The organism is Arenimonas daejeonensis (assembly GCF_007993735.1).
Taxonomy (GTDB): Bacteria; Pseudomonadota; Gammaproteobacteria; order Xanthomonadales; family Xanthomonadaceae; genus Arenimonas; species Arenimonas daejeonensis.
The window spans coordinates 2,330,013-2,356,677 of the sequence record NZ_CP042453.1; the positions used below are offsets into that span (position 1 = coordinate 2,330,013).

The following is a 26,665-nucleotide window of genomic DNA, read 5'->3' on the forward strand; positions in this document are numbered from 1 at the left end:
TTGCATATGAGGCCATGTTTTCTGCCCGCGCGGAGCACCGAATGCGATACGCATCACAATCCAAGGCCGATACCGCCAAGGCCGATCCGGCCGAACGGGTGCAGCGGTCCCGTGAGACAGCCACCCGGCTGCAGTCCCTGCCCCAGCGCACCTATCGTTTCCGGGTGCTGGGCATGGGCCTGGGGTCGCTGCCACTGATCGCGGTGATGCACGAACTGCAGTCACCCTGGCCGGCCTGGGCCTGGATGGTGTTCGGCTGTTTCATCTGGCCGCACCTGGCCTATGGGGTCGCCCGCCGCAGCCGCGACCCGTTCCGGGCCGAGCTCAGGAATTTCATGCTCGATTCCTGCCTCGCCGGCAGCTGGCTGCCGCTGATGCACTTCAACCTGATGCCGTCGGTGGTGCTGCTCACGGTGGTCACCGCCGACAAGATCAATTCCGGCATCCGCGGCCTGTGGCTGCGCTCGCTGCCCGGCGTGGTCGTGGCGATGCTGGCCGCGGGCCTGTTCACCGGATTCGCGATGCAGCCGCAGTCGAGCATGACCGTGGTGCTGGCCAGCCTGCCGATCCTTGTCATCCACACGCTGGCCGTCAGCCTGGGCAGCTACCAGCTGGTGCGTCGCGTGCAGCAGCAGAACCTGCAGCTCGAAGCCCTGACCCAGCGTGACGCGCTGACCGGCCTGGACAGCCGCCGACACTGGGAGAAACAGGCGCAGATCCTGCTCAGGCACCACCAGACCGAAGACAAGCCCGCGACACTGATGCTGATCGACGCCGACCATTTCAAGAGCATCAACGACCGCTATGGCCACGGCGTCGGCGACGACGTGCTGCGCGGCATCGCCGACCTGCTGCGCCGAGAACTGCGTGGCGACGGCCATGCCGGCCGACTGGGCGGCGACGAGTTCGTGGTGGTGCTGCCGGTGGCGCTGGCCGAAGCGCAGCACATCGCAGAACGCCTGCGCGCCGCGGTCGAAGGCCTGCGCTTCGAGAACAGTCCAGACCTGCGCGGTTCGATCAGCCTGGGCCTGGCGGCGGCGCCGGTCAGCGGCCTGGGACTGCGCGAGTGGATCGAGGCGGCCGATCGCGCGCTCTACCGCGCCAAACACGAAGGCCGCAACCGTGCCTCGACGGGCGAGGCCCGCAACGTCGTCGAGAGCTGAGCCAAACGCTGGCCGTGCGTCAGGGCAACCGGTCCGCCAGCGGCAGCGACTGCCGGCGCAACTCGTCCGCGAACGCGGCCGCCATGCGGCGCGCACCTTCCGGCGAGAAATGCGTGTCGTCCTCGATGCCCTGCGGATAGTTCGGATGCTGGCCCGGCGCCTGCCACAGGAACAGCGCCTTCGAACCCTCGACACCCGCTGCGGTCACTACGTCCGAACTCAGCCGCTCCATGTCCACCAGCGCCACCTGTTCGCGCGCCGCGAGTTCGCGCACACGCTGCGGATACCCGCCGTGACTGGGCACGAGCCTGCCGGTGGCGTCGAAGTTCCGCCGGGCCACCGGCGTCAGCAGCATCGGCGTCGCCTCGCGCGCCCGCACCTCGCGCAGGAAACGCTCGAGGTTGGCGACATAGTCCGGCAGCGGCGTGTAGCGGTCGGGCTTGTTCTCGGACTGGTCGTTGTGCGCGAACTGGATCAGCACCACGTCGCCCGGCGCCAGCACCTCCAGCAGCGCCTGCCATTCGCCCAGTTCGATGAAGGTGCGCGTGCTGCGGCCGTTGCGCGCGCGGTTGTCCACCACCACGGTGCCGGGCCGGAACTGCGCCTGCAGGTATTCGCCCCAACCACTTTCCGGGCGCTTGACGTCCAGTTTCGGCGCCATCGTCGAATCACCGGCCAGGTGCACGGTGACGGCGGCGGCAACGGGCGGCGCTTCGGGCGCGGCCAGCGCCAGCATCAGGCCAAGGCAGGTGGCGAACATGGCGTGGTTCAGCTCGAAAGGTAGGAAGGCGCGGCCGGCCCGGACGTCGCGCCGGCATAGGGGAAGACGCACCCGCCACCTGTCGCGCCGAAGCAAAGAACATCAGGTAGACGAAGCGGCCGTTTTGCAGCGAATCACCGAAGGCCTCGCCCGCCGTATGCCACAGCCAGGGCCGCAGCAGCACCAGGCGGTTGAAGCGCATCGGCACCCGCATGGTGAGCTCCCACTTGGAATCGTCCAGCGTGTCGCGCTCCAGGATGTCGGCGATCATCTGCTTGGCCGAGACATGCCCCATCGCCTGCGCTTCCTGGTCGTTGTAGGGACCGCGTTCGGTATTGGTCGGAATGTGCCGGAAGAACTCGGTGCCACCGCGGCAGTCTTCCGGCCGGCTCAGGTAGAGGATGCCCGACCAGTGCGAGGCGTCCACGTGCACCTTGGCCCGGCCGGTGTCGCCGGCGGTGGCGATGCGGAACTTGCCGTGGGCCTGGCTCGGCGACAGCGCCACCAGCGGCTCGCCCACCAGCTTCGAGACCTGCTGGTCCAGGCCCTGGATGGTGATGCGTTCGTGCGAGTTGCGGCCGGGGAAATTGCCGTCCACCGGCGGATAGGTCAGGCGCAGTCCCGCCTCGCGCAGGTCCTGCGCGTTGTCCATAAGTCGTCGACGATGATCTGGGAAACGGGCATGGCCGGAGTCTAACCTTCGGCCCGGAAGTCCCGAAACCCCGCCCCACTTGTTCGACCGTACCCGGATGCATGTGAGTCAGGCGACTTCCGGCAGGGGTGCCGGACGGGCCCGGGCAGACTAGGATGGGCGCCGGTCGGAATCCCGGAGAAAGCCCATGTCCCTGCGCCCCCTCAGTCTCGCCATCATCCTCACGCTCGGCAGCGGCCTGATGGCCTGCCAGCCCGCCCCCAGGCACCGGAAGCATCTGCCGAAGCACCGGCTGCCGCGCAACCGGCGAACGACATCGCCGCCAAAGTGGCGGCCTACGCCCAGGTGCCGCTGACGGCCGACCTTTCGCACCTGTCCGACGGCGACCGCCAGGCCATCGTGCTGTTGCTTCAGGCCGGCGAGATCATGGACGCGCTGTTCTGGAAGCAGGTGTACGGCGACAAGGACGGCCTGCTGTCGACCATTCCCGACGAAGCCACGCGCCGTTTCGTCGAGATCAACTACGGCCCCTGGGACCGCCTGGACAATGACAAACCCTTCGTGGACGGTGTCGGCCCACGTCCGCCCGGCGCACGTTTCTACCCGGCCGACATGACGAAAGAGGAATTCGCCGCCGCCGACCTGCCCGGCAAGGACAGCCTGTACACGATCCTGTCGCGCGACGAAGGCGGCCAGCTGGTGGTGGTTCCCTACCACGTCGAATACGGAACCGAACTCAAGCAGGTTGCAGACCTGCTGCGCCAGGCGGCCGAAGTCGCCAGCGACGAGAGTTTCCGCAATTACCTGAAGCTGCGCGCCGAGGCGCTGGAGACCGACAACTACCAGCCCAGCGACATGGCCTGGATGGACATGAAGACCAGCCCGATCGACGTCGTCATCGGTCCGATCGAGAGCTACCAGGACGCGCTGTACGGCACCAAGGCCGCGTTCGAGGCCTTCGTGCTGGTCAAGGACATCGAATGGAGCGAGCGCCTGGCGAAGTTCGCGCAGCACCTGCCGGCGCTGCAGCGCGGCCTGCCGGTCGAGGAAAAGTACAAGGCCGAGATGCCGGGCACCGACGCCGACCTCAACGCCTACGACGCCATCTACTACGGCGGCGACGCCAATTCCGGCGCCAAGACCATCGCCATCAACCTGCCCAACGACGAAGAAGTCCAGCTCGCCAAGGGTTCACGCCGCCTGCAGCTCAAGAACGCCATGCGCGCCAAGTTCGACACCATCATGCTGCCGATCTCGGCCCAGCTGATCGCCGAGGACCAGCGCGACCAGGTCACCTTCGACGCCTTCTTCGAGAACGTGATGTTCCATGAGGTCGCGCACGGCCTGGGCATCAAGAACACGCTCGACGGCAAGGGCACGGTGCGCGAGGCGCTGACCGACCTGACCAGCAGTTACGAAGAAGGCAAGGCCGACATCCTGGGCCTGTACATGATCGGCAAGCTGGGCGAGATGGGCGAACTGGACGCCGCCAAACGCAACCACAACTACGTGACCTTCCTGGCCGGCATCTTCCGCTCGGTGCGCTTCGGTGCTTCCAGCGCGCACGGCCGGGCCAACATGGTCGCCTTCAACTGGCTGCAGCGCGAAGGCGCCTTCAGCCGCGACGAAGCCACCGGCCAGTACCGCGTGGACTTCGAGAAGATGCAGGCGGCGGTGGATTCGCTGTCGGCGAAGATCCTGACCCTGCAGGGCGATGGCGACTACGCCGGCGCCAAGGCGCTGCAGGACGAGCTGGGCGGCATCGGCCCGGTGCTGCAGTCCGACCTGGACCGCATCGAGCAGGCGAACATCCCGGTGGACATCGTGTTCACGCAGGGCCGCGAGGTGCTGGGGCTCTGACGCAAGCGCACGGGACAGCCACTCAGCGCAGCTGGCTGTCCTTGCTGCCGCGGCGGTTGTAGCCGCTGGCGGCCGTCTGTTCGTGGTCGTGCGCTTCCTGGCAGGGCACGCACAGCCGCACGCCCGGCAGCGCCTTGCGGCGGGCTTCGGGGATCTTCGCGTCGCACTCCTCGCAGCGCTTCAGGCTCGGGCCCTTGGGCAGCTGGTCGCGCACGCGCTGGATGCCATCCTTGATGGTGGCGTCGATCTGGTCCTGTACGGCGCCGTCGCCGGCCCAACCGGTGGCCATGGCTCGCTCCGGGAATTGCAGTGGGGATGTCCGGATGATGTGGCCGTTGCCGATGGAATCCAAGGGCCTGGCCGCACGGAGGGCCATTGGCCGGGCATCGTTCAGGCGGGTTACGATGCCGACGCTGTCGCCGCGAGCGGTGCCGCCCTCCAGGCCCTCCGCCCGGTTTCCCCGCATCCCCGATCGGAGCAAACCATGCGCCTGCCCTTCCCCTGATGCTTGCCGCCTCCCTCAGCCTTGCCGCCTGCGGCAGCCAGGCCGAGCCCAGCCCCGCGGACGATGCCGCCAGCGCTGAGTCCGGACAGGAGGTTCCCGAAGCCGCTGCCCAGACCGCCGCAGGCGTCACGGAGCTGGCTTACGAGGACAGCGCGCCGAGTGGTGGCGATCAATCCCCGGCCGAGCTGCCGATGGAAGGTGCGCCGGAAGCCCCGCACCTTCTGCCGAACCGGCCGCCGAAGCCGCACCCGCCGTCGTCGCCGACTTCGACCCCGCCAGCGTGCCCGAGTCCGGCGCCAGCCTGCCGCCCTTCCCCTTCTTCAAGGAACCCGAGGGCCTGAAGACCACGCTGGACGACAAGGACCGCAACAAGAACTTCGACCGAGAACACATGATCGCCGGCGGCAAGGTCATCGCCGTCGAAGGCAAGGTGTTCCGCGACCGCTTCCAGCTGACGCATCCGGAGCAGCGCGAATACAGCGACATCGAATTCCAGCGCAACTACGCCGACGCCATCGCCGCGCTCGGCGGCGTCAAGGTCAGCGACACCCAGTACACCGGTGAAGTGCTCGAAGCCTTCGGCGGCCGCGACAAGGTGGACCGCCACTACCACGGCACCTGCGCCAGCGAAGGCTGCGAAAACAATACCTACCTGATCCGCCAGGGCGGCAAGGAATGGTGGATCCAGGTCAGCACCGGCGCCATCCCGCTGCACGGCGAGGTGGTGGTGCTGGAACGCCAGGGCATGACCAGCAAGCTCGGTTTCGTGGACGCCGCCGAGATGAAGAAGAAGCTCGACGCCGACGGCCGCATCGCGCTCTACATCAATTTCGACGTGGACAAGGCCGTGCTGCGCCCGGATGCCGCGCCGGTGATCGACGAGATCGCCAAGCTGCTGGCCGGCGACCCGGCACTGAAGCTGTCCATTGATGGCCACACCGACGCCACCGGCACCGCAGAACGCAACCGCGAACTGTCGAAGCAGCGCGCGGAGTCGGTGCTCGCCGCCCTGGTCGGCAAGGGCATCGCCGCCGACCGCCTCAGCGCCCAGGGGTTCGGCCCCGACAAGCCGCTGGTGCCGGAAACCGACGAGGCGAGCCGGGCAAAGAACCGGCGCGTGGAACTGGTCCGCCAACCCTGAGCCGCGTCCTTGCCAAACCAGACCGATGACCGTGCCTGTCGTGCGATGTGGACCATCGCACGCAGGCCGCCTGCGGCCGGGATCGCCGGTGCCTTGCTGGGCCTGACGCTGAGCTTTCCCGCCATCGCCACCGACACGGCACCCGTTTCCCGCATCGAAGAAGCCCACGCCTGCATCCAGGTCGGCCTGGCCGTCGCCGGGGACCAGGCACTGGACCTGGGCAAGCCGCTGTCGGCGCAGTACCGTGTCGGCGCCAGACTGTCCGGGCAGGCCTGCGACGACGTGCGCTCGCACACACTGAGCGCGTCGAAGGCCCCGCCCGTGATCGCCGCCCTGCGCCATCTGGGTTCACAACTGGAGTCGGGCGACCCCGCCGCCATTGAACTGGCCGAATGCGCGGCCCGCGGCGGTTCCATCACCTTCGCCGACAAGGAACCGCAGGTGTCGGAGACCGGCCTGCAGATCTGGCTGCTGGCCTGCGGCGAGGAACGGCAGGTGCTGGCGACGCTGGACAAATCAAAGGAGGCTCCCACTGTCGCCACCCTTCAGCTCATCCCCGCACAGACTCCGGAGGCCGTGGCGGAAGAATTGGTGGCCGACACCCTGGCACCGCCGTTCTGGAAACCAGACGACCTGAAGATTGACGCTGCGCTCAGCCGCGAGGCCGAGGACGGCAAAGCCGACGACGATGAAATCAAACTGCGGGTGGAAGCCGGCTGGGAACGCGGCGCCAACGTGACCCTGTTCACGCTCGACAATGAATACGAAACCCGGGACGGCGAGATCCTCAGCCGCGAGGTGGCCAGCCGCCTGCGCTGGATCCGCGACTTCCAACCGGGCTGGTTCGTGATGGCCGAGGGATACGCAGAGCGCGACCTGTTCGAGTTCGAGGACGTCGACTACGACTATCTGCTGCTGCAGGCCGCCGCCGGCGGTGGTTACCGCTGGCGCTGGAGCGACCGGGGCATGCTGCGCGTTGCCGTGCTCTGGAACGAATTCGACGTCAGCCTGGTCGACCTGGATGCCGACGAGCGAGTCAACGCACCATCGATCTACCTGGCCAGCGAATGGCAGCTCTCGACGCGGCTTTCCGCCAAGGGTTGGGGCGAGTTCTACTACTGGGAAACCGGTGACGTCGGCAGCGACATCGATGCCGAACTGCATTACGAACTGACCCGGCACCTGGGCTTCGGCCTGCGCTGGACCTATACCCGCGACGCCGCCTCGCTCAACCGCACCAACGAGGAAGAAGCGCGGCTGTACCTGCGTTACCGGTTCTGACACCGGGCCGAAGGCGCACCGGCACGGTCATTCCGTCGTATACGGCGTCGTCTCCAGCGTCACCCAGATGCGGTCGGCCTGGGCGATATACCCCGGGCGGTCCTTGTTCCAGGTCGTCTGCACCGGCAGGTTGTAGTTGAGGTAGAGCTTGCCGTCCACGACCGCGAAAGCGGCCGGGTCGGTGCCGACTTTGTAGCCGCGCGAGGTGCCGAATGCGCAATAGCCGCCGTACTGCGGCGCGTATTTCGCCGGATCGGCGGCGAAGGCGTCGCGGTTGGCGGCGCTGGCGAAGCGCCAGGTGGCGCCGTTCCAGTCGTGGCTGAATTCGGCCCGGCCTTTCACCGGCGCGCCAACCGTATGGTAGGCCACCGTGTCGTAGCCCCGCAGGGCGCCCTCCCGGTCTGGAACACCTCGTCCACGGCGGCGGCCGGCAGGGCGAGCATCAGCATCAGGGCGAAACAGTGTCGGATCAGGTTCTTAATGACGGTCTCCAGTGGGTTGCCTGGATACAGGAGGCCCGTTGAGGGCGAAAGGATGCGTGGCCGGGCGAGCGTGCCCGGCGGCGCAACTAAGTCCAGGTATCGGCTCTAGCGGCCGCGCACCGCATCGATTTCCGCAATGATCGCGCGGCAGCCGGTGGCCTTGTCCAGGCTGATGGCGGCATCCGCCATGGGCATTCCCTTCGCCACCGCCCAGACCACCGCCCGGGCGTCGAATTCGTTCAATCCCAGGCCGGTGATCTCGTTGACGATCAGGCGGCAGAAATTGGACCCGGCCGCGTCGGCCTTGTTGCGGTTGGCCATGGCCACCTGGCTGGCCGTGAACCATGCCTTCTGCGACAGCAGCGCGTGCACGCTGCCGGTTTCCTGGCCCCCGACGAGCACCGGGTAGTTCAGGATCTCGCCTGCACTGAAACTGGTCATGGCGTTGTGCTGCGCCTGGACCTTGTCCGTCACGCAACGCTTGAGCTGGTTCTGCTCCGGACAGACCCTCCAGTCCGAGAACACGGATGGCCGCGGATAGTCGAAGGTCAGTATCCACGAGCCGACATATCTAGGTTCCTTGCTGTTCCAGGAATAGTCCTTCGGTATGAAGAAACGCACGTGCACGCCCCGGGGTTCGCCTTCTTCGCCCACGCGCCACTCCTTGAGATCCCGGTCCGACCAGTGCTCCTCGGTCAAACCACTGGCGAAAAGCCGTGAAATGGCGTCGTCCAGGGCGATCGCCTGCTCCTTCGCCACCGACTGGGTCAGTCGCGTGATCACCGGCAGGTTGTGCGAGACCGCGTCGGAAATACCGACCGCCACCTGCATGGCGGTGGCCGCACCGCGGGATGTGTACGATTTGCTCCCGTTCACGGAAATCTTGACGCTGGGCGCCGACGAGCGGCCGTCCACAGAAACCAGGAAGAGTGGGAAACCGCTGCGTGAATGGTGTATCGACCGACTCCAGCTTTCGCCCTTCGAACCGCTTTCGTGCGATATGGTCGCCAGCGGCACCGTGGCCACGAAGTTTCCCGCCGTCACATGGGCCGACAGGTTCATGGAGAAATCGCGGTCCACGAACGCGCGCGCCACCCAACCCCTCGGTTCGTACGGCAACACTTCGGTGCCATCGTCTTGCCCGCCCCTGGACGCCATCTCGCCGTGGATCATCAGGCGGGTATACATGCCTGAAAAATCGGCCCCTCGATACGACGGCTCCTTCCATTCGTCCACGTAGCCACTCCATGGCGTGATGTTGACCATCGCTGCGCCATGACTGTCCGATTTCGGTATTTCGGAGGGGCGGACGGCGGCGCGGAATACCGTGGGGTCGATGCGCACGCCGAGACCAGCGCCACCATTCCGACGCCCGCCAAGTTCCGCGATAGCGACTTCAGTCGCCCCGCACCCGTGCGATTCTTGCTGCGATTGATCATGAGCTGCCCCCTGGTGGATTCGACTTACAACCGGCGTTACACGCAGCCGGCCGCCGGCACAGGACAGGCTCAAACCTAGCTTCGACGACAGGCGAGCGATGCGAATGGCATCACGAATCCCCGGTCAGGACCGCGGATGTGGCACAATTGCGCCCCCATCCACGCCCCGAGACCATCCCCATGAACAAGAAAGCCCGCGCCCGCCGCCGCGCTGCCCGTCTGAAAAGCATCCGCTGATCCGACGGCGGCCCCGCCGCGTGAAAGGCCAGCCCCGGGCGACCGGCGCTGGCCTTTTTCATGCCCAGGCCGTTGGTTTGCGGTACCGGCCACGCACTGGCTAGCATCGTCTCGGCACCTTTCGCGGAGACGTCAATGCCCCTGCGCCTGCTCGCCCTCGCCTTGCTGCTGCTGGCAGGGCCGGTCCTATCCCGCGACGCGTTCGAACGCATCACGCCCGAACAGGCCGGCTATTCGACCTCCGGCCTCGAGTCGCTGTGCTGGTGCAGCGGGTGAACACCGGGCAGGCCTTCGAGTTCAGCGACGGTGACCTGTACCCTGTGATCCGGGCCGTGCACGCGGCACGCCTGCCGCGCTGATCCCGATCAGAACTCGGGCGGCGGCCCGGTCCACAACGCGGGCTGCTGGTGCAGCCATTCCAGTGCCGCCACTTCGCTTTCGAACAAGTCGGCGTCGAAGCCCAGGCGGCGGGCCACGACGATGTCGAACCGCTCCGGATCGTTGATCTCGCGCCGGCTGATCATGGCCACCTTGGCGCGGCCGTGCACGGTGTCGGCCCAGCGCCGCACCATCTCGGCCCGCTGGGCCAGGCCCGGGCTGGCGAAACCGGTCATTTCGCGCACATCCAGCAGCACCTTGCGGGCGCCCTGTTCCACCGCACGGCGCAGCGCCTCGTCAACCGCCTGTACCGCCTGCGGGAAGGTCTGTTCGCCCCTGGAAGCGGACCACCAGCACCTCGTCCATCATCGAGACGCCCTCCGGAACACCGCCCCTACCTTATCAGTCGCCGGATCAGGCCTGGGCGTGCCAGGCCTGCAGCAGCTCCGTTTCCTTCTCGCACGGGATGCCGGCGCGCATTTCGGCCTGGCGTTCGGCCGGCAGGCTGCGGTACCAGGCCAGCAAGTCCGTGACCGTGGTGGCCAACGGACGGAACGTAAGGCCCGCTGCGATCGCCTTGGCATTGCTCACCGCGCCGTAACCCGAATACGGCGTGCCTTCGCGCGGCACCCAGATCGGCAGGCCGACCTGGTGTTTGTCCAGGAAAGCCGGCGTCACATGGGTGAAGCGCACCGGCCCGCCGGTGACGGCGTGGCAACCGTGCACCATTGCATCGGTCGTCAATGCGTAGTCCGGGCCACAGGCGTTGAAGGTGCCGGTGCTGCCGCTTTCGGCCAGGCGGATCATCCACTCGCCCAGGTCGCGGCCGTCGATGATCTGCACCGGATCCAGGCCATCCCCGGGCACCAGCACTTCCCCGCCCTGGGCGATGCGTTTGGGCCAGTAGGTGAAGCGGTCGGTCTCGTCGCGCGGGCCGACGATGTAACCCGGCCGCACGATGGTCACCTTCGCGCCGAACTGTTTGCGCGCCTCGGCCTCGCTCAGGGCCTTCAGCGAACCATAGAGGTTTTCGACGTCGGCGCGCAGCGTGACCATGGTTTCGGCCATCGCGTCCTTGCCCTTGTACTGGGCCACCGGCGCGTCTTCGGTGATGCCGGGTTTCGCGCCATCGGCGTACACCGAGATGGTGGAGATGAACAGGTAATGCCCGACGTTGCCCTTGAGCACCTTGCCGGCATCACGCACCCACGACGGCAGGCTGGTGGGGTTGTCTATGCAGACGTCCCACTGGCGGCCTTCCAGTGACTTCAGGTCGCCGGTGTCGCGGTCGCCCAGCAACTGCTCCACCTCGCCCGACCATTCCGGCGTCGGCCGCTTGCCGCGGTTGAACATCGTCACCTTGTGGCCGCGCGCCAGTGCGTAGTTGATCTGGAACGGGCCGGTGAAGCCGGTGCCGCCCAGGATCAGGATGCGCAGCGGCCTGGCGGCCTTCGGGATGGTGGCCGCGGACGATTGCGCGGCGGCAAGGGACGGCAGTACGGAACCTGCAGCCGCGAGGGCCCCGAGCTTCAACAGGTCACGGCGGGTGGTGGACATGGCGCTCCCCTGGCGCGGAATGGAAACGCGACCATGACACTGGTCCAGGCCAGCCGCACATGGCGAAAGTCGGGGGTCCCGGCTAGCGCACCATGCAGCGCCGGTAGCGCTCGTCCACCCGGGTGGCGAACCAGGCCGTGGTCAGCCGGCGGGTGATCTTGGGGCTTTCCAGGGTGATGCCCGGGATCATCTCGCGCGGCAGCGGCTTGCCGGCGCGGCGTTCGGCCAGGGCGAACACCCGGCCGAAGAGCTCGCTGTCGTTGAAGTCGAGGCGGTCGCCGCGTTCCATCGCCTCGCGGATCGCCCGGTAGTCCATGCCCAGTTCGCCGGACAGGCTGCGTACGGCCAGTTCGGTCTCGCCGGGACGGGCCAGCGGCGCGCCTGGCGTCAACAAGTCGCCGTCCAATGCCAGCGTGCGGCCGCTGGCCACGGCCACGGCATTCTGGAAGGCAGCGTTGCGGCTGGCATACCAGCCGGCGTTGAAGTCGGCGAACCGGTGCACCTTGCGCGTGTACGGCGTGTCGTAACCCAGCAGGTGGGCGATGCCGAAATACATGCCGCCGCGGCGCGTGAACACTTCGCGGCGCACGCTGTCCTGGATGGGATACGGATAGTCGTCCGCGTGCGATTCGGCGAACGGGATGGACACCTGCATCGGCCCACCGGTCTGCACCGGATTCTTTCCGTCCAGCAGGCGACGGCCCAGGGGCACACGGCCGGTCAGGTCCTCGTAGATTTCGCTGAGTTCGCGTTCGGTGCGTACCTTCGACAGGCGCTCGTCGTAGGTCCGGCCGTCGGTGGACTTGAGCTTCAACGCGGCGTTGAGCGCGAACATCGGCACGTGCAGCGCGGCGGCACGGCGCTCGAGTTCACGCCGCGCGATCACCGGCAGGTTGGCGACCGGCGGGTCGGCCTTGTAGCCGGATTCCTGTTCGGTCACCGCCAGCACCGCGCAGATGTTCTCGGGGATCGGCGCGATGTCCTGCGCGGCGAAGGCCGCCTGGATGTCGGTGGCCCAGCCCGCACGGTCGTCCAGCGTGGCGGGCAACCGGCGTGCGATCTCGCCGCGCACCTCGTCGGGCGTCGGCCCCGGCGGCGTGGTGGCGCAGCCGGCGAGCAGAAGCATAGCCACCCACAGCGGACGAGACGATCGGGTCATGCCTGGCCGACGGCGCGGATTCGTGGACGCCTCAACGGCCGCTGTGCGCCAACGCATGATCCAGTGCCGCGCACACGGCCGCCGCCTGCGCGTCGTTGCACTGCTGCGTGGTGGCGCGCGGGCTGTCGGGATAGACCTCGGTGGTGCACTTGTACGGCGCGTCGGTGATGCCGGCGCACAGGCCCAGCTGGCGCAGCGGATACCGGATGACGCCGTGCGCCACCACCGGAGAACCGATGATCTCGCCCTTGGCGTCGGCCGGCGCGATGTGGGTCACCTTCGCCACCGCCTCGATGATCGCCTGCTGGAAGGCCGGCTGCGGCGCCTCGGTGTCGTCCACCGCGTAGAAACCATCGGGAATGAGGTCGGGTTCGAACGGCTTGCCATCACGCGCGGCCAGCGCCGGGCGGAACTCGGACTCGTCGCTGTCGGTGGTCTCGTGCAGGTCGATATGCACGATGAACTGCGTGCGCAGCGGTTCGACCAGGCGCAGCAGCGCGGCCGACTCACCCGCCGGGCTGTCGGCGCGGAAGGACCGGTTCGGGTCGATCGCGTCCGGGTTCCAGCGGTGGATGCGCTCGTAGGCCCAGGGGCTGATGCAGGGCGCCACCAGCACGTTCAGCCGGCCGTCGTAGTCCGCCAGATGCCGGTCAATGAACTGCAGCGCGCCATGCACGCCGCTGGTTTCGTAGCCGTGCACTCCGCCGGTGACCAGCGCACAGGGCAGACCGTCACGCCAGTGGCGACTGCGGACGGCGAAAAGTGGATACCGGCCGTCCGGCGCGTAATCAAGCTCACCGTACGGCACCACGTCGAATCGTTCGCGCAGGCGCTCGATCGCGCTGAGCACATCCCCGGCGTAACTGCGGTGCTGGCGCTGACTGGCACGCCATTGGGCCTTTTCGGCCGCGCCCCAGGGCTGGCCGGGCTGGCCGATGGGATAAAAACGTTCGAGTGTGTTCATGGTGGGTGCTCGCTTTGATATCGCTGGCCAAGTGTAGCCCGCACCCTGCCGCGGCAGCGATGCCGACCCGTCCTACAAGCGGCAGCACATCCAGACACTGGGCACCTGCGCGTTGAAACCCGCCTTGCGGTAGGCATGGCGCGCCGGTTCATGGCTGACGTCGCCACCGGTGCCTACCGTCGCCACCCGCATGCCGGCCTCGCGCATGCGCGCCAGGGCGAATTCGTACATCGCCGTGCCGATGCCGCGGCCGGTGTGGTCCGGGGCGACGGCATTCAGTCCTATCTCGCCCATCGCGCGTCCGGAATCCAGTCGAACGGACACGAAGCCCACGACCTGCCCGCTGCATTCGGCGGCGTACACCTCCCAGCCGGAATCCGGTGCCATCAGCCCGGCCAGAAGCTCGCCGTGGGCCTGGTCGTCCTTTTCCTGCGCCAGCGCATACAGCTCCGGCCCCAGCAGGTTGCGGAAGGAGGCGAAGACCGGTGCGAAGGCCGCGGCGCGGACGGCGTCCAGCGCCTCGCGGTCTGCGACATCGGCCGCTCGGATGCGGAGGTCGGGCAGGTGCGTTTTCATGCGGGTCTCGCAGGGTCGGACGAACCTGCAGGTCATACGCAGGAATGCGCGGTGACCCGCCAGGGCTTTCCGCTTTGCCGCCGCCCCCTCTCCCCGGCCCTCTCCCGCGAGGGGAGAGGGAGAAGTGAGGTGCCCAGGCGAAGGGCGTCAGCCCTTGGAATCTGGTTTGTTGACGAATTTCTCCAGCAGCTTCTTGCCTTCCGGCGACTGCGCCAGGCCTTCGAGCATGCTGGCCACCGCGGTGCCGCCGTCGGCCGAGAACAGGTCCATCACGCCGGACAGGCCCTTGCCCGGGCTGCCGGCGTTGGAGATCACCTTCACGTCGGCGGACTTGAGCGCTTCGGCCTGGGCCGTGCCCACCGCCTGCGCGGCCTCGATGTTGCGGATGCCGAGCAGGTATTATGGTAACCCTTGTCGCTGCCGATCTTCTCGGCCAGCTTGATCTGCGCGTCCACCGGCGCCATCAGGATCGCCGTTTCGGCCTGGCCCTTGGCGTTGCCTTCCGGGGTGATGCCCTCGGCGTTGCGCTTGGCGGCTTCCAGCTGGCCTTCGGCGGTCAGCACGGTCTGCTGCTTGTTGCCCTCGGCCGAGACAATGGCGACCTGCTTGGCGGCCTCGGCGGACACCACGGACACCTGGCGGGCGGCGTCGGCCTGCACGATGGCCACGTCCTTGGCCTGGGCGGCGGCGATGACCGCGGCCTCGCGACTGATCTCGGCGCCGCGCACGGTGTTCACCTGCACCACGTCCATTTCCTTGGCCGCGGTTTCGCGCTGCTGCACCTTCACCTGCTGCGACGCCTGCTCGTTGGCCACGCCCACGTTCTTGTCCTTCTCGGCCGTGCGCAGGCCCACCTGTTCGGCGGCCAGCTGGCGCGACATCTCGATCTCGCGCTTGGCGGCGATCTCGGCCATCTCGGCCTGGCGCATGTTGTCGGCCACCACCAGGCGCGACTCGCGCTCGATGCCCGAGGTGCGCTTGGCCATGATGTTGTGGATGACGTCGCTGTCCTTGCTGTCGCGGATGTCCATCAGCTCGATGTTCTTGATCGCCTCCACGCCCCAGCCGCCCAGCTGCGGCTGCACTTCCTTGGTGAAGGCTTCGCCGAAGCGGCTGCGGTCGAGCATGATCTGGTCGATCTCGTGCGCCGCAAGCACGGTGCGCACCGAGCCCTGCACGATGGCGGTCAGCTGTTCCTTCAATTCCTCGAACGAGGCGACGCGCTGCGCGGCGGTGTTGGAGTCGCTGATGCGGAAGAAGGCCATCACGTGCACCAGGAAGGGCACGCGTTCCTTGTCGTAGGCCGCGTAGTCCGGCAGGTCGATGGAAAAGTTCGACACCGGCAGCGTGACCCGGGTCAGGCCGATCATCGGGATGCGCGAGGGCCACTCGTAATAGGTGTTGCTGTCGAAGCCCTTGCCGTACGAGACCGTGTTCTTGCGGGTCTGCACGATGTGCACTTCATTCACCGGCACCACGCGGCGCAGGGCGATGACCCAGAAGAACAGCGTGACGCCAAACAGCGCAGCCGCGGCGATGGCGGCGACCAGGATCAGGGAAGTGCCGAGCATGGGAAGGTCCGGGGCAAGGGTTGGAGACCCCAGTATAGGGATGCACCCGTACGGAATGACGACCCGGGACCAGACCGGATAGGCTGGCCGCGCCCCTGCCGTCCGGAAGGCCCGACCATGCGCACCGCCACCGTCATCCTGTTCCTGCTGGCCCTGGGCTGCGGCATTTTCGGCTACTGGGGTCTGCACACCCCGGCCGGGCGCCGCGCCTTCGACGAAATGGCCGGCATCATCCCGCAGGTCGCGGCCTGGTCGAGCCTGGTGCTGGCCGCTGCCGCGCTGGTGACCGGCTGGCTGGCCTGGCGCGGGCCGCGCGGATAGTACGGGCGCACCTGCGGACCGATGCGCGCGGCTGTCCGCTTATTCACTAACACCCCGTAACGGCTGCTAACATCGCCATCTCACCGGGTTGGGGGACCCAAGCACATGATGTCGCGTGATACGTAGCACCTGGCGCGTCTGCGCGCTGCTTTTCTGCGCCCTTTGCGGTGCCCTGCCCACCCTGCCGGCCTACGCCCTCGACCCCGAGCGCGCCATCGGCCAGTTCACCCATGCCTGGTACGAAAACCAGCTGCCGCAGGGCACGGTGCTGTCGATCACCCAGCGCGCCGACGGCTCGATCTGGCTGGCGACCTACGGCGGCCTGGTGCACCACAGCGGCGCCGGCTTCAACACCATCGACCCGCGGATCGCACCGGTGCTCAAGAGCTCGGCGATCACGGCCGTGGGCGCGGACCAGGACGGCACGCTGTGGGTCGGCACGCTCAACAGCGGCCTGTTCCACTATCGCGGCCGCAGGCTGGAACCCTTTGCGCTGCCCGACGGCATCGACAGCATCTTCGGCATCGTCGCCAGCCGCTCGGGGGCACTGTGGCTCACCACCAATGCCGGCGTGGTCCGGGTGGATGACGGCCAGGCCCGCCTGTTGGGCACCGACGACGGCTTCCCTCCCCGTGGCTTCTACCGCGCCATCGTCGCCGACCCCGCGGGCGGCGTCTGGATCGCGGCCGACGGCGTGGGCGTGGTGCGCTGGCACGACGGCAAGGCCGAAGTCTTCGACGAATCCAGGGGCCTGCCGACCAATGCCGTCTACAGCCTCGCCATGGACGCGACCGGCACCGCCTGGGTCGGCACCCAGGCCGGACCAGCGCGTTTCCGCAACGGCCGCTTCGAGGCCCACCCGCGACTGGCGGCGCTGAAGGGTCGGCGCATCTATTCGCTGTTCGGCGACCGCGACGGCAACCTCTGGTTCGCCCCGCTGGACATGGGCCTGTGCCGCCTCACGGCCACCCGCTTCGACTGCGAGGACGGCCTGAACGGCATGCGCGGCGAAACCGTGCGTTCGATGTTCGAGGACGTCGAGGGCAATCTCTGGATCGGCACCACCTCCAGCGGCGTGCACCGGCTCAGCCAGTCCAAACTGGTCACCGTGGTCGGCGACATGGCCTCGAACGCCGTGCGCGCCGTGCACCAGGACGCCAAGGGCACCTTGTGGGTCGGCACCGACGGCAGTGGACTGGCGCGTTACGTCGAGCCGGAACTGATCCCCGCCCCGCGCTTCAATGAAAAGCTGCCCAGCCAGCTGGTGCGCTCGATCGAATCCGATGCCGACGGACGTCTCTGGGTGGCCGGCACCGAGGGCGTGACGCGGTTCGATCCGGACGGCAGCGCCCGCAGCTTCGGCATCGACGACGGGCTGCCGGGCACGATCGTGTTCGCCTTCGAGCCGGCGCGGGACGGCGGCATGTGGACCGGCACGCTGCAGGGCGTGGTGCGCATCGTCGGCGACCGGGTCGAACCACTGGAAGTCACGCGGGGCGACGATACCCGCGCGCTGTACGAGGACCCGTCCGGCCGCCTCTGGATCGGCCTGCGCAGTGGCTTGCGCTGCGTGACCGACGGAAAGCTGGACCGCTGCGGCACCGATGGCCTGGCAGGCACCAGCGTGTTCGCCTTCCACCCGACGGACGATGGCGATCTGTGGCTGGGCACCAGCCTGGGCCTGATGCGCGTCCGCGACGGCGTCGTCACCGAATACCTGCAGCGGGCCGGATTCCATGGGGATGCGGTGTTCGCGATTCTTGATGATGGGCTGGGGTATTTCTGGGTCAGTTCGAATCGCGGCATTGGCCGGGTGAAGAAGACGGATCTCGATGCCTTGGATGCCGGCCGGGTCAGTTCCATAAGTCCGCTTTGGTACGGCGTCTCCGACGGCATGCTCAACGCCCAGGCCAACGGCGCCTCGCAGACGCCGGCCTGGCGCACGGCCGATGGCCGGCTGTGGTTCGGCACCGCCAAGGGTGTGGTGATCGTGGATCCGGCGCGGCTGCAGCTGAACACGCGACCGCCGCCGGTGGTGGTCGAACGCCTGCTGGTGGATGGTGTCGAGGTTGATCCCGAAAACGCCGGACGCCTGGGCCCCGGTGTCGAACGCCTCGAGCTGCACTACGCGGCGATGAGTTACATCGCCCCCGCCGCCGTGCGTTACCGCTACCGCATGGACGGCTTCGACCGCGACTGGCACGAGGGCGACAACGGCCGCATCGCCCACTACACCAACCTGCCGCCGGGCGACTATGTGTTCCGCGTGATCGCCAGCAACAACGACGGTGTCTGGAACGAAGAAGGCGCCAGTGTGCAGTTCACGCTGGTGCCACTGTGGAACCAGACGGCCTGGTTCCGCGTGCTGGCCGTGATTATCGGCCTCGTTCTGATCGCCACCATCGTGCGCGTGCGCCTGCGCCAGGCGCACGTGCGCGAACGCGAACTCACCCATGAAGTCGCTCAGCGCACCGAAGCCCTGCGCGAAGCCAACATCCGGCTGCAGCGCGTCGCCGCCCTCGACGGCCTGACCGGCATCGCCAACCGCGGCGAGTTCAACCGCCGGCTGGTGCAGGCCTGGGACGACCACGCCCGGCGCCACGCGCCGCTGGCGGTGCTGATCGCCGACGTGGACGCGTTCAAGGCCTACAACGACAGCTACGGCCATCTGGCGGGCGACGCGGCGCTGGGCGCCGTGGCCATGGCCCTGGCGAAGGCCGTGCGCAACGACGCCGACCTGGCGGCGCGTTACGGCGGCGAAGAGTTCGCGGTGCTGCTGCCCGATTGCGACATCGACGAAGCCGCCACCCTCGCCCTGCGGATGCGCGACGCCGTACGCGCCCTCGGCATTCCCCACCGCGCCTCGGAGGTAACGGACATCGTCACCCTCAGCGCGGGCGTGGCGAGCATGGTTCCGTGCGACGGGGATTCGCCGGAACGCGTGCTCAGCGCGGCGGACAAGGCTTTGTACCGGGCCAAGGCAGAGGGACGGGATCGGGTGGTGCGGGCCTGAAGCACCTGCACCGTCAAACGAAATTCTCACAACCAGGCAACGGCCCCGGTGCACCATTCCCGTTCCCCCGACGAAGGAAAGCGCCATGGCCTACGTAGACGGTTTCGTGATGGCTGTGCCCACCGCCAACAAGCAGGAACTCATCGACTATGCCCGCCGGCTCGACCCGGTGTTCCTCGAGCTCGGAGCCATCCGCGTCTACGAGTGCTGGGGCGATGAAGTCCCGCCCGGCAAACAGACCGACTTCCAGCGCGCGGTGCAGTGCAAGGATGACGAAACGGTGGTGTTCGCCTGGGTCGAATGGCCCGACAAGACCATCCGCGACGCCGGCATGAAGCAGATGATGGAAGACCCGCGCATGGACCCGAAACTGAACCCGCCGCCCTACGACGGCATGCGCATGATCTATGGCGGATTCCAGCCGGTGGTGGTGCTGGGCGGCTGAGCCGTGCGCTGCGACGGATGCGGTGACTCAGCGCCCGCCGACACCCGCCAGCCAGGCCTCGACCAGGGCCACTTTCCCGTCGTCGTCCAGGCCCTGGGCCTGCAGGCTTTCCCAGGTCGGGAAGGCCAGCGCATGGCGCAGCGTGGCCACGGCGCGTGCATGCGCCTTGCTGCCGCGCCGGCCCGTGGCCAGTGATGCGGCGATGCCGTCCAGCATCCGCCCGAACTCCGCCAGCACCGGCTGCAGCGGCGGCACGTCCGGCGCTTCGCGGTGCCCCACCGACCACATCCGCCAGGTGCCCGAGTAGTACTTGAAGAACGACGCCAGCGCCGAGCGAACACGCTTGGCCGGGTCGGCGATTCCTTCCCAGAGGGCCGGATCCGGCGGCGGATTGCGGCGGCCCCATTCACTGGTGCAGGCAGTGAGCACCGCCTCGTCGTCGGGGAAATGCCGGTACACCGTCAGCCGCTGCACGCCGGCACGTTCGGCGATGGCGCTGATGCTGCTGGCGCGCGGCCCCAGCTCCTCGTGCAGTTCGATGATGGCGTCGACGATGCGCTGCCGGGTCTGGTCCTGCGACTCGGCGCGACGGCGCATGCGGTAGGGGCGCTTTTCTGTCATTGGGTGATCATATGTGTCTATTGAACTATTGACAACGCCAAGGGGCCGGTTTTAGCCTGAATTCCCCCAAACACCTATGTTCACCCAATATGACAAACGTCACCCCCACCCCCTTCATGGCCCCGGCCCAGCTACTGGGTTCGATGTGGTCCGCCCTGCCCTCGTGGATGCCGATTCCCGGCCTGGGCATGCTGGCCAACAACGCCTTCGTGCACGCCGGCCGCGAGCCGATGCTGGTGGACACCGGCGCCGGCCTGTTCGGCGACGCCTTCATCCAGACCCTCGGTTCCGTGGTCGATCCGGCCGACCTGCGCTGGATCTGGCTGAGCCACGCCGACCCGGACCACACCGGCAACCTGGCGCGCATCCTTGAACTGGCGCCGCAGGCCCGCGTGCTGGTGGGCCTGCTGGGCCAGGCCAAGCTGCAGCTGTCCGGCATGGACGTGTCGCGCTGCCAGGTGCTGATGCCGGGCGACGAGATCATCATCGGCGGCCGGCGCCTGCGTGCGGTGCGTCCGCCGTGTTACGACGCGCCGGAAACCCTGGGCTTCCACGATGAAACCGGCGTGCTGTACGCCGTGGACACGTTCGGCGCCGTGCTTCCGGAGGCCGCGGCGTCGCTGGAGGACATCGACGAAAGCACGTTGCGCGACGGCCTGGTGACCTGGGGCGCCATTGATGCGCCGTGGCAGGCCGACCTCGAGCCCACGCTGCGCGCACGCCGTTTCGGCGCCGTCGAACGCCTGGCGCCGGAGCGTGTGCTCACCGCGCACCTGCCGCTGGGTCTGCGCTCAGGCCGCCGGCTGGCGCAGGCGGCGATGGCGGCAAGCCAGCGCTTGCCGGGCGACATGGTGGCGCTGGAGGCGGCGGTGGCGGCCCATGCGGCGCAGAGCCTGGCCGAGACCGAGGTGGCGTGAAGGGTGCACCTACCCGCCACAACCCCCGCAGCATTCCGAGGGCTGGCGCTGGATCTGCGCTTCCGTCAGTTCCAGCCCGGCATCGCGGGCCAGCGCCTGCAGCTCGCCGACGCTGAGCCCTGCCGAAATCCGCAGCTGCGAGGCCAGCGGGTCGCGGTCGATCACGGCCGCCGGGTCAACGGCGGTGATGACGGACTGCAGGCGCGCCAGGTCGAACTGGGCGCCGGAGAGCGGGATGTGGAATTTCATGGCTCGGCCTCTGTCGTGGGCGCGGGAGTGCGCTCGGCAGGGGTGAGGGTGGCGCCGATGGGGTGTGGGCGCCTTGACCTGCGTCAGGCCGAATGAAACACCATGCAAATGCCGATACCTGGGCCTCAGGTCATCACCCCCGCACCGCCGCCTCGATCGCCGCCACATCAATCTTCCGCATCGGCATCATGGCCTCGAACGCGCGCTTGGCCACCGCGCCGCCCGTGACCATGGCCTCGATCAAGACCTTGGGCGTGATCTGCCAGCTGATGCCCCACTTGTCCTTGCACCAGCCGCACTGGCTTTCCTGGCCGCCGTTCTGGACGATGGCGTTCCAGTAGCGGTCGGTTTCCGCCTGGTCTTCGGTGGCTATCTGGAAGGAGAAGGCTTCGCTGTGCTTGAAGTGCGGGCCGCCGTTGAGGCCCATGCAGGGGATGCCGGCCACCACGAAGTCCACGGTCAGGGCGTCGCCCGCCTTGCCGTCGGGGTAGTCGGACGGGGCCCGGTGCACCGCGCCGAGGCTGCTCTGGGGGAAAAGGCCGGTGTAGAAACGCGCGGCCTCCTCGGCGTCGTGATCGAACCACAGGCAGATGGTGTTCTTGTTCATGGATTACCTCCTCTGTGCCGCCGTAGCCGGGGCTGGCAAAAGCCTGAACGCTTCGGTTCGAGGCGTGGGATCGAGGGCCGAGTCTAGGCCAATCAAAAGTGCCGAGCCGGATTGCTGCAATTCGAAAGCAGGTCAAGTTCCGGATCATAGGCCCTGGTTCGAACCTGCATCAGCCCGAGCACGGTGCTGAACAGGTTGTCGTGGCCCAGCGCCGCCGACTGCCTTGCCCGAAGGCAAGGCCGGTCGACGCCATAACTTTCGGCCCAGCGCTGCGAAAACCAAAGGAACAACGGAACCTTCGTCTGCACGTCCGGTGCGATCGCATAGGGGATGCCATGCAGGTAGAGGCCGTTCTCGCCCAACGACTCCCCGTGGTCGGACACATACATCATCCCGGCATCGAAGCCCTGCTGCGCATCGAGCCCGGCAATGGCCTTGGCGAGCACATGGTCGGTATAGAGAACTGCATTGTCGTAGGCGTTGACGATCTCTTCCCGGCGGCAGGCGCCGAGGTCGTCGGTATCGCAGGTCGGTGTGAACCGCCTGAACCGCGCCGGGTAGCGCCGGTAGTAGCCCGGCCCATGGTTGCCGAGCTGGTGCAGGACGATCACACGGTCGCCGGCGGCCGGGTCCAGTGTCTCGAACAGGTTGTCAAGCATGACCTCGTCGAGGCAGCGTTCGCCGTCGCACCAGGCTGGATCGTCCGAATGCAGGAACGACTCGAACGCCAGGCCCTCGCAGACACCCTTGCAGCCCGTCTGGTTGTCGCGCCACAAGGTCCTGATCCCGGCGCGCTCCAGCACATGCAGCAGCGACTCGCTGCGCTTGATGTCGCGGGCGTCATAGTCGCGCCGTCCGCGCAGGGAAAACATGCACGGCAAGGACACTTCGGTGCTGGACCCGCAGGCGGTGACGTTGCTGAAGTTGACGACGTCGAGCGCCGCGAGTTCGGGCGTGGTCTGGCGGGCGTAGCCGTTCAGTCCCCAGCTCTGCGCGCGCACCGTCTCGCCGACGACGATCACAAGCAGCTTCGGCCGGGCGCCGGTCACCCGCTCGACATGCGCATCCTCCGCGATCGGCCTCAGTGGCTGCCCATGGCCGGCGGAGTCGGCTGAAATCACCGCGACCAGCGAGGCGACCACGTTACCCGGCGTGATCAGGTAGCGCAGTTCCTTCTGGTTGCGCATCAGCGCGGCGGTATCCTAACCCGATCGTGCCGGCGGCGACGGTGACGGTCAACGCGATGCCCAGCGCCGCGGCGCGTCGAACGACGGCGCGCCGCCACGGCAGCCGTACGATCCGGACGCGCCAGAGGGCGGCGATCGGCAGGCCCGCGAATACGGACAGGTGCAACCACAGCCCCGCCGTCAGCAACTCGGCCGACTCCTTGGGTTCCGTGTGCAGGATGTTGCGCAGCATTTCCGGGTTCATATAAACCGTGTAGCGGTCCATATAAAACGCCGCCGCCGCGCTCACCGCGATCGCCACCGCCAGAATGGCCTTCGCCGACCAACGCATCTGCACCACCATCAACAGCAGCCACTGCAGCCCGGTGATCGCGACGAAGAGGCTGCCTGCCGTCAGCCAGCCCTTCGCCGTGAATGGATCGGTGGATGCCGCGAAAGCGCGCCAAAACGCGCCGTTGCAGGCAATCGTCAAGTAGAGACTGACCAGCAGGCCCAGCCACTCCTGGTCGAGCTCCGGGCGCCAGCCAAGCCGGTCGCGCGCAACGTCCACGAAGGAAGGTGATCGACGGGGCAGCGGGAAGGGGGATTCGATACTCGTACGGTCGGGATGTGCGCTCATTCGGCACAGACTGCGGACAGGCGACGTAGGCTGCCCTAGGCCGATTCTCAGCCGGGCGTTAATTCGGCCCAAATCGCGGTCGATAAAATTCCGGCACTCCCCGAGACCGTGCGTACATGCCTGCTTCCGCGACCCGCGCCAGAACCTGGCGTTCGCTGTCGAACCCGATCGTCATGCTGCTTCTGATCGCCTCGATCAGCCTGGCAGCCGGCCTCGGCATGCGCCAGCCGTCGCCGCCGGACGAACCACGGTTCGCGTTGGCGGCCAGGACCATGGTCGAAAGCGGCGACTGGCTCGTTCCGCACCGGGGACGCGAGCTGTACGCGGAGAAGCCGCCCGTCTTCATGTGGACCCAGGCGGCGAGCTTCCTGGCGATCCGGAACTGGGACATCGCCTTCCTGCTGCCCTCGCTGCTCGCGGCGCTCGGCACGCTGTGGCTGACCTACGACCTCGCCCGGCGGCTATGGGGTCCCGAAGCCGCGGTCTACGCGGCCGGTGCCCTGTTCGTCTGCGTGCAGTTCGGACTGCAGGCCAAGCGGGCGCAGATCGACATGGTGCTGGTATTCCTGACGACGCTGTCGCTGTGGGGTCTGCTGCGGCACACCCTTCGCGGGCCGGCCTGGGGCGCCCTGTGGGTCGGCGCGTTTGCGGCCGGCGTCGGTACCGTCACCAAGGGCGTCGGCTTCCTGCCGTTGCTGGCGCTGATTCCGTGGGCGGTGGCGCGCAAGTGGGGCCGGCCTCACCGACGACGTCGGATGGCTGGCGCTGGCTGCTGGTACCGGCAGGCTTCCTGGCCGGCGCAGCGGTCTGGCTCGCCCCGCTGCTTGCGACGCTGGCCGTCTCCGACGAACCCGACCTGCGTGCCTATGCCGCCGAACTGCTGTTCAGGCAGACCGGCGAGCGATACGTGAACGCCTGGCACCACGTGCAGCCCGCCTGGTACTACCTGCAGGTCATTGCGACCCTGTGGTTGCCATTGGCCCTGCTGCTGCCCTGGCTCGTCCCCGGATGGTGGCGGCAACTGCGCGGCCGCGCTCCGGAGACCCTGGTCCTGCTCGGCTGGAGCCTGCTGGTCTTCGTCTTCTTCAGCGCCAGCCCGGGCAAGCGCGAGGTCTACCTGTTCCCTGCGTTTCCCGCCCTGTGTCTCGCCGCGGCGCCGCTGCTGCCGGAACTGCTCGCGCGTACCGGGCCGCGACGCGTGCTGCTGGGCTACGTCGTGCTTTTTTCCCTGGCGCTGACGGCGCTGGGTGCGAGCGGCCTGTTCGAACCGGGCTTGTGGGCGCAAAGCTGGCCGCCGAACGCGACATCGGCGATGAGGCGCTGCGGGTGTTCCTGGGCTGGATCACGGCGGTCGGTATCGTCGGGCTCGGCCTCGCCTTCGTCGGACGCCTGCGCCACGCCGCGATTGCCACGGTGGCGTTCACGGCCGTTCTCTGGACGGCCTACGGGCTGGGCCTGGCGCCGGCACTGGATGCCAGCAGTTCCGCCAAGGGCTTGATGACGCGGGTCGGCGACCACCTGGGCCCGGAGGCCGAGCTGGGAATGATCGCCTGGCGTGAGCAGAACCTGCTGCAGGCCGACCGCCCCGTCGTCGACTTCGGATTCAAGCAGCCCTGGCAGGCGCAGTGGAACGAGGCGGCCACTTGGTTGGCGGCAGCCCCCAACGCCGCTGGATCTTCGTACTCGAGGAAGCCACCAGCCCCTGCGTGGATCCGGGCCGTGTCGTCGCGGCCGGGCGGGCGAACCGGCGCAACTGGATGCTGGTGCCCGGCACCGCGCTGATCCCGGGCTGCACCACGCCGCCGCTGCCGGACGAGGTGATCGAATGAATCACGCCCTGCCCACCAGTAACGCCCGGTCGCCCGGGGTCAAGGCTCAACGGCCCCAACTCTCGGTGGTGGTCCCCGTTTTCAACGAGGAATCCAACCTGGCGCCTTTGCTGCGCGAAATCGTCGCGGCACTGCGCGGCGTGGTGGCGTTCGAGGTCGTCTACGTCGACGACGGCTCGCGCGACGGCTCGCTGGCCGTGCTTTCGATGCTGAAAACCGAGTTCGAAGAACTTCGCGTCGTCCGCCACCTCACCAACGCCGGCCAGAGCACGTCGATCCGCACCGGCGTGAAGGCCGCGCGCGCCCCCTGGATCGCCACGCTGGACGGCGACGGCCAGAACGATCCGGCCGACATCCCGAAACTGCTCACCGCACGCGACGCCGCCTCGCCGGAAACCAGGCTGTTCGCCGGCTGGCGCGTGGACCGGAAGGACTCGACCAGCAAGCGATGGGCATCGCGCTGGGCGAACGCGATCCGCGCGCGGATGCTGCGCGACAACGCCCCGGACACCGGCTGCGGCATCAAGCTGTTCGAACGCGAGGCCTACCTCGATCTTCCCTACTTCGATCACATGCACCGCTACCTGCCGGCGCTGATGCAGCGGGCGGGATGGACCACCGTCAGCATTCCCGTGCACCACCGGCCGCGCTCGTCCGGCGTCTCGAAATACAACAACCTCCAGCGCGCCCTGGTCGGCATCCGCGACCTGGTCGGCGTTGCCTGGCTGATCAAGCGCAGCAGGATCACGCGGATCCAGGAGCTCTGAGATGCCTTTCGACTTCATGAACTCGCCGATCGCCAGCCTGGAATGGACCGGCATCCACATGTCGCCGTGGAAGCTGATCGGCCTGACGGGCGCACTGATGTTCGGGGGCCGCTGGCTGGTCCAGTTCCTGGTCTCCCGCAAGCACGGAAAACCGGTCATCCCGCGCGCATTCTGGTACATGAGCCTGGCCGGCAGCGCGATGACCCTGAGCTATTTCGTCTTTTCACAGAAGCAGGACGCGGTCGGCGTGGTGCAGAACCTGTTCCCGGCCTTCACCGCCGCCTACAGCCTGTGGCTGGACATCCGTCATCGCGGCTGGAACAGGCAGCGATCCACGCACTAGGTACCCGTCACCACCCCTCTGC

General features: G+C 67.8%; 29 protein-coding genes and 1 pseudogene. 13 read left to right on the forward strand and 17 right to left on the reverse strand.

Features of this window, described 5'->3' with window-relative positions; translation table 11 throughout:
* Positions 1-41: 41 nt before the first annotated feature.
* On the forward strand, positions 42-1,163 hold the full coding sequence (locus tag FRZ33_RS11355; RefSeq protein WP_158637206.1) for a diguanylate cyclase: 1,122 nt from the start codon (positions 42-44) through the stop codon (positions 1,161-1,163).
* Between the two features lie 19 nt (positions 1,164-1,182).
* Here the strand turns inward: FRZ33_RS11355 and FRZ33_RS11360 are convergent, their stop codons facing one another.
* Positions 1,183-1,923 (reverse strand): rhamnogalacturonan acetylesterase, encoded by a 741-nt coding sequence (locus FRZ33_RS11360; RefSeq protein WP_146909740.1) that lies wholly within the window; start codon positions 1,921-1,923, stop codon positions 1,183-1,185.
* Positions 1,832-2,575, reverse strand: a complete 744-nt coding sequence (locus FRZ33_RS11365; RefSeq protein WP_227977820.1) for a DUF6445 family protein — start codon at positions 2,573-2,575, stop codon at positions 1,832-1,834. The genes FRZ33_RS11360 and FRZ33_RS11365 overlap by 92 nt, the downstream gene beginning before the upstream one ends.
* Positions 2,576-2,762: 187 nt before the next feature.
* On the opposite strand from FRZ33_RS11365, the gene FRZ33_RS16375 reads away from it, so the two are divergent.
* Complete coding sequence (locus FRZ33_RS16375; protein WP_227977823.1) at positions 2,763-2,930, forward strand: hypothetical protein; 168 nt, start codon at positions 2,763-2,765, stop codon at positions 2,928-2,930.
* The gene (locus FRZ33_RS11370; protein ID WP_227977825.1) at positions 2,903-4,435 is read left to right on the forward strand and encodes a dipeptidyl-peptidase 3 family protein; all 1,533 of its coding nucleotides are present in this window, start codon (positions 2,903-2,905) and stop codon (positions 4,433-4,435) included. Before FRZ33_RS16375 ends, FRZ33_RS11370 begins: the two co-directional genes overlap by 28 nt.
* A gap of 22 nt (positions 4,436-4,457) precedes the next feature.
* Here FRZ33_RS11370 and FRZ33_RS11375 read toward each other — a convergent pair whose 3' ends face one another.
* Positions 4,458-4,724, reverse strand: coding sequence for a DksA/TraR family C4-type zinc finger protein (locus tag FRZ33_RS11375; RefSeq protein WP_146909744.1), 267 nt, complete (start codon positions 4,722-4,724; stop codon positions 4,458-4,460).
* Between the two features lie 496 nt (positions 4,725-5,220).
* On the opposite strand from FRZ33_RS11375, the gene FRZ33_RS11380 reads away from it, so the two are divergent.
* Both FRZ33_RS11380 and FRZ33_RS11385 read left to right on the forward strand, forming a co-directional pair.
* Positions 5,221-6,081, forward strand: coding sequence for an OmpA family protein (locus FRZ33_RS11380; RefSeq protein ID WP_146909746.1), 861 nt, complete (start codon positions 5,221-5,223; stop codon positions 6,079-6,081).
* 9 nt (positions 6,082-6,090) lie between these two features.
* Positions 6,091-7,362, forward strand: coding sequence for a DUF481 domain-containing protein (locus FRZ33_RS11385; protein ID WP_158637207.1), 1,272 nt, complete (start codon positions 6,091-6,093; stop codon positions 7,360-7,362).
* Positions 7,363-7,389: 27 nt separating this feature from the next.
* Here FRZ33_RS11385 and FRZ33_RS11390 read toward each other — a convergent pair whose 3' ends face one another.
* Positions 7,390-7,824: a YHS domain-containing (seleno)protein gene (locus FRZ33_RS11390; protein WP_146909750.1), complete on the reverse strand. Its 435-nt coding sequence runs from the start codon at positions 7,822-7,824 to the stop codon at positions 7,390-7,392.
* Between the two features lie 125 nt (positions 7,825-7,949).
* Complete coding sequence (locus FRZ33_RS11395) at positions 7,950-9,188, reverse strand: hypothetical protein (protein ID WP_146909752.1); 1,239 nt, start codon at positions 9,186-9,188, stop codon at positions 7,950-7,952.
* Between the two features lie 467 nt (positions 9,189-9,655).
* Here FRZ33_RS11395 and FRZ33_RS15265 point away from each other — a divergent pair, with 467 nt between their 5' ends.
* Positions 9,656-9,796: a hypothetical protein gene (locus FRZ33_RS15265; RefSeq protein WP_158637208.1), complete on the forward strand. Its 141-nt coding sequence runs from the start codon at positions 9,656-9,658 to the stop codon at positions 9,794-9,796.
* An 89-nt stretch (positions 9,797-9,885) separates the two neighbouring features.
* Here the strand turns inward: FRZ33_RS15265 and FRZ33_RS11400 are convergent, their stop codons facing one another.
* From FRZ33_RS11400 to FRZ33_RS11425, 7 genes are all read right to left on the reverse strand, one after another.
* Positions 9,886-10,176: a hypothetical protein gene (locus FRZ33_RS11400; RefSeq protein WP_146909754.1), complete on the reverse strand. Its 291-nt coding sequence runs from the start codon at positions 10,174-10,176 to the stop codon at positions 9,886-9,888.
* Between the two features lie 136 nt (positions 10,177-10,312).
* Positions 10,313-11,455: an NAD-dependent epimerase/dehydratase family protein gene (locus tag FRZ33_RS11405; protein ID WP_146909756.1), complete on the reverse strand. Its 1,143-nt coding sequence runs from the start codon at positions 11,453-11,455 to the stop codon at positions 10,313-10,315.
* Between the two features lie 82 nt (positions 11,456-11,537).
* Positions 11,538-12,614 carry a DUF1615 domain-containing protein gene (locus tag FRZ33_RS11410; protein ID WP_146909758.1) on the reverse strand — a complete coding sequence of 359 codons (1,077 nt, stop codon included), beginning with the start codon at positions 12,612-12,614 and terminating at the stop codon, positions 11,538-11,540.
* Positions 12,615-12,645: 31 nt separating this feature from the next.
* Positions 12,646-13,578 carry a M14 family metallopeptidase gene (locus FRZ33_RS11415; protein ID WP_146909760.1) on the reverse strand — a complete coding sequence of 311 codons (933 nt, stop codon included), beginning with the start codon at positions 13,576-13,578 and terminating at the stop codon, positions 12,646-12,648.
* 72 nt (positions 13,579-13,650) lie between these two features.
* On the reverse strand, positions 13,651-14,154 hold the full coding sequence (locus FRZ33_RS11420) for a GNAT family N-acetyltransferase (protein WP_146909762.1): 504 nt from the start codon (positions 14,152-14,154) through the stop codon (positions 13,651-13,653).
* Between the two features lie 147 nt (positions 14,155-14,301).
* The gene (locus FRZ33_RS16380) at positions 14,302-14,514 is read right to left on the reverse strand and encodes a hypothetical protein (protein WP_227977828.1); all 213 of its coding nucleotides are present in this window, start codon (positions 14,512-14,514) and stop codon (positions 14,302-14,304) included.
* The gene (locus tag FRZ33_RS11425; protein ID WP_227977829.1) at positions 14,472-15,725 is read right to left on the reverse strand and encodes an SPFH domain-containing protein; all 1,254 of its coding nucleotides are present in this window, start codon (positions 15,723-15,725) and stop codon (positions 14,472-14,474) included. Before FRZ33_RS11425 ends, FRZ33_RS16380 begins: the two co-directional genes overlap by 43 nt.
* 117 nt (positions 15,726-15,842) lie before the next feature.
* Here FRZ33_RS11425 and FRZ33_RS11430 point away from each other — a divergent pair, with 117 nt between their 5' ends.
* The 3 genes from FRZ33_RS11430 to FRZ33_RS11440 all read left to right on the forward strand — a co-directional run bounded on the left by FRZ33_RS11430 (position 15,843) and on the right by FRZ33_RS11440 (position 19,504).
* Positions 15,843-16,046: a hypothetical protein gene (locus tag FRZ33_RS11430; protein ID WP_146909764.1), complete on the forward strand. Its 204-nt coding sequence runs from the start codon at positions 15,843-15,845 to the stop codon at positions 16,044-16,046.
* Positions 16,047-16,161: 115 nt separating this feature from the next.
* Entirely contained in the window at positions 16,162-19,059 is a 2,898-nt protein-coding gene (locus FRZ33_RS11435; protein WP_146909766.1) for a two-component regulator propeller domain-containing protein, read from the forward strand.
* Positions 19,060-19,144: 85 nt separating this feature from the next.
* The gene (locus tag FRZ33_RS11440) at positions 19,145-19,504 is read left to right on the forward strand and encodes a DUF1428 domain-containing protein (protein ID WP_146909768.1); all 360 of its coding nucleotides are present in this window, start codon (positions 19,145-19,147) and stop codon (positions 19,502-19,504) included.
* A 27-nt stretch (positions 19,505-19,531) separates the two neighbouring features.
* Here the strand turns inward: FRZ33_RS11440 and FRZ33_RS11445 are convergent, their stop codons facing one another.
* Complete coding sequence (locus FRZ33_RS11445) at positions 19,532-20,125, reverse strand: TetR/AcrR family transcriptional regulator (RefSeq protein ID WP_146909769.1); 594 nt, start codon at positions 20,123-20,125, stop codon at positions 19,532-19,534.
* A gap of 116 nt (positions 20,126-20,241) precedes the next feature.
* Between FRZ33_RS11445 and FRZ33_RS11450 the strand changes: the two genes are divergently transcribed.
* Positions 20,242-21,042, forward strand: a complete 801-nt coding sequence (locus FRZ33_RS11450; RefSeq protein ID WP_158637209.1) for an oxygen-binding di-iron domain-containing protein — start codon at positions 20,242-20,244, stop codon at positions 21,040-21,042.
* Positions 21,043-21,051: 9 nt separating this feature from the next.
* On the opposite strand, the gene FRZ33_RS11455 is transcribed toward FRZ33_RS11450, so the two are convergent.
* From FRZ33_RS11455 to FRZ33_RS17330, 4 genes are all read right to left on the reverse strand, one after another.
* Entirely contained in the window at positions 21,052-21,291 is a 240-nt protein-coding gene (locus tag FRZ33_RS11455; RefSeq protein WP_146909773.1) for a hypothetical protein, read from the reverse strand.
* A gap of 133 nt (positions 21,292-21,424) precedes the next feature.
* On the reverse strand, positions 21,425-21,898 hold the full coding sequence (locus FRZ33_RS11460) for a VOC family protein (protein WP_146909775.1): 474 nt from the start codon (positions 21,896-21,898) through the stop codon (positions 21,425-21,427).
* 92 nt (positions 21,899-21,990) lie between these two features.
* Entirely contained in the window at positions 21,991-23,085 is a 1,095-nt protein-coding gene (locus FRZ33_RS17325) for a phosphoethanolamine transferase (RefSeq protein WP_322618991.1), read from the reverse strand.
* The gene (locus tag FRZ33_RS17330) at positions 23,042-23,635 is read right to left on the reverse strand and encodes a DUF1705 domain-containing protein (RefSeq protein WP_322618992.1); all 594 of its coding nucleotides are present in this window, start codon (positions 23,633-23,635) and stop codon (positions 23,042-23,044) included. The genes FRZ33_RS17325 and FRZ33_RS17330 overlap by 44 nt, the downstream gene beginning before the upstream one ends.
* A 185-nt stretch (positions 23,636-23,820) precedes the next feature.
* Here FRZ33_RS17330 and FRZ33_RS11470 point away from each other — a divergent pair.
* The 3 genes and pseudogenes from FRZ33_RS11470 to FRZ33_RS11480 all read left to right on the forward strand — a co-directional run bounded on the left by FRZ33_RS11470 (position 23,821) and on the right by FRZ33_RS11480 (position 26,643).
* Positions 23,821-25,533: pseudogene (locus tag FRZ33_RS11470) on the forward strand (ArnT family glycosyltransferase).
* Entirely contained in the window at positions 25,530-26,300 is a 771-nt protein-coding gene (locus tag FRZ33_RS11475) for a glycosyltransferase family 2 protein (protein WP_146909776.1), read from the forward strand. Before FRZ33_RS11470 ends, FRZ33_RS11475 begins: the two are co-directional and overlap by 4 nt.
* 1 nt (position 26,301) lies before the next feature.
* Entirely contained in the window at positions 26,302-26,643 is a 342-nt protein-coding gene (locus FRZ33_RS11480; protein WP_146909778.1) for a lipid-A-disaccharide synthase N-terminal domain-containing protein, read from the forward strand.
* Positions 26,644-26,665: the final 22 nt, after the last annotated feature.

Bases quoted from the DNA above. Each gene is read 5' to 3' on its own strand.
- FRZ33_RS11355 (WP_158637206.1), top strand. From the start codon at position 42: ATGCGATACGCATCACAATCCAAGGCCGATACCGCCAAGGCCGATCCG.
- FRZ33_RS11360 (WP_146909740.1), bottom strand. From the start codon at position 1,923: ATGTTCGCCACCTGCCTTGGCCTGATGCTGGCGCTGGCCGCGCCCGAA.
- FRZ33_RS11365 (WP_227977820.1), bottom strand. From the start codon at position 2,575: ATGGACAACGCGCAGGACCTGCGCGAGGCGGGACTGCGCCTGACCTAT.
- FRZ33_RS16375 (WP_227977823.1), top strand. From the start codon at position 2,763: ATGTCCCTGCGCCCCCTCAGTCTCGCCATCATCCTCACGCTCGGCAGC.
- FRZ33_RS11375 (WP_146909744.1), bottom strand. From the start codon at position 4,724: ATGGCCACCGGTTGGGCCGGCGACGGCGCCGTACAGGACCAGATCGAC.
- FRZ33_RS15265 (WP_158637208.1), top strand. From the start codon at position 9,656: ATGCCCCTGCGCCTGCTCGCCCTCGCCTTGCTGCTGCTGGCAGGGCCG.
- FRZ33_RS11405 (WP_146909756.1), bottom strand. From the start codon at position 11,455: ATGTCCACCACCCGCCGTGACCTGTTGAAGCTCGGGGCCCTCGCGGCT.
- FRZ33_RS11410 (WP_146909758.1), bottom strand. From the start codon at position 12,614: ATGACCCGATCGTCTCGTCCGCTGTGGGTGGCTATGCTTCTGCTCGCC.
- FRZ33_RS11415 (WP_146909760.1), bottom strand. From the start codon at position 13,578: ATGAACACACTCGAACGTTTTTATCCCATCGGCCAGCCCGGCCAGCCC.
- FRZ33_RS11420 (WP_146909762.1), bottom strand. From the start codon at position 14,154: ATGAAAACGCACCTGCCCGACCTCCGCATCCGAGCGGCCGATGTCGCA.
- FRZ33_RS11425 (WP_227977829.1), bottom strand. From the start codon at position 15,725: ATGCTCGGCACTTCCCTGATCCTGGTCGCCGCCATCGCCGCGGCTGCG.
- FRZ33_RS11430 (WP_146909764.1), top strand. From the start codon at position 15,843: ATGCGCACCGCCACCGTCATCCTGTTCCTGCTGGCCCTGGGCTGCGGC.
- FRZ33_RS11440 (WP_146909768.1), top strand. From the start codon at position 19,145: ATGGCCTACGTAGACGGTTTCGTGATGGCTGTGCCCACCGCCAACAAG.
- FRZ33_RS11445 (WP_146909769.1), bottom strand. From the start codon at position 20,125: ATGACAGAAAAGCGCCCCTACCGCATGCGCCGTCGCGCCGAGTCGCAG.
- FRZ33_RS11450 (WP_158637209.1), top strand. From the start codon at position 20,242: ATGGCCCCGGCCCAGCTACTGGGTTCGATGTGGTCCGCCCTGCCCTCG.
- FRZ33_RS11455 (WP_146909773.1), bottom strand. From the start codon at position 21,291: ATGAAATTCCACATCCCGCTCTCCGGCGCCCAGTTCGACCTGGCGCGC.
- FRZ33_RS11460 (WP_146909775.1), bottom strand. From the start codon at position 21,898: ATGAACAAGAACACCATCTGCCTGTGGTTCGATCACGACGCCGAGGAG.
- FRZ33_RS17325 (WP_322618991.1), bottom strand. From the start codon at position 23,085: ATGCGCAACCAGAAGGAACTGCGCTACCTGATCACGCCGGGTAACGTG.
- FRZ33_RS11475 (WP_146909776.1), top strand. From the start codon at position 25,530: ATGAATCACGCCCTGCCCACCAGTAACGCCCGGTCGCCCGGGGTCAAG.
- FRZ33_RS11480 (WP_146909778.1), top strand. From the start codon at position 26,302: ATGCCTTTCGACTTCATGAACTCGCCGATCGCCAGCCTGGAATGGACC.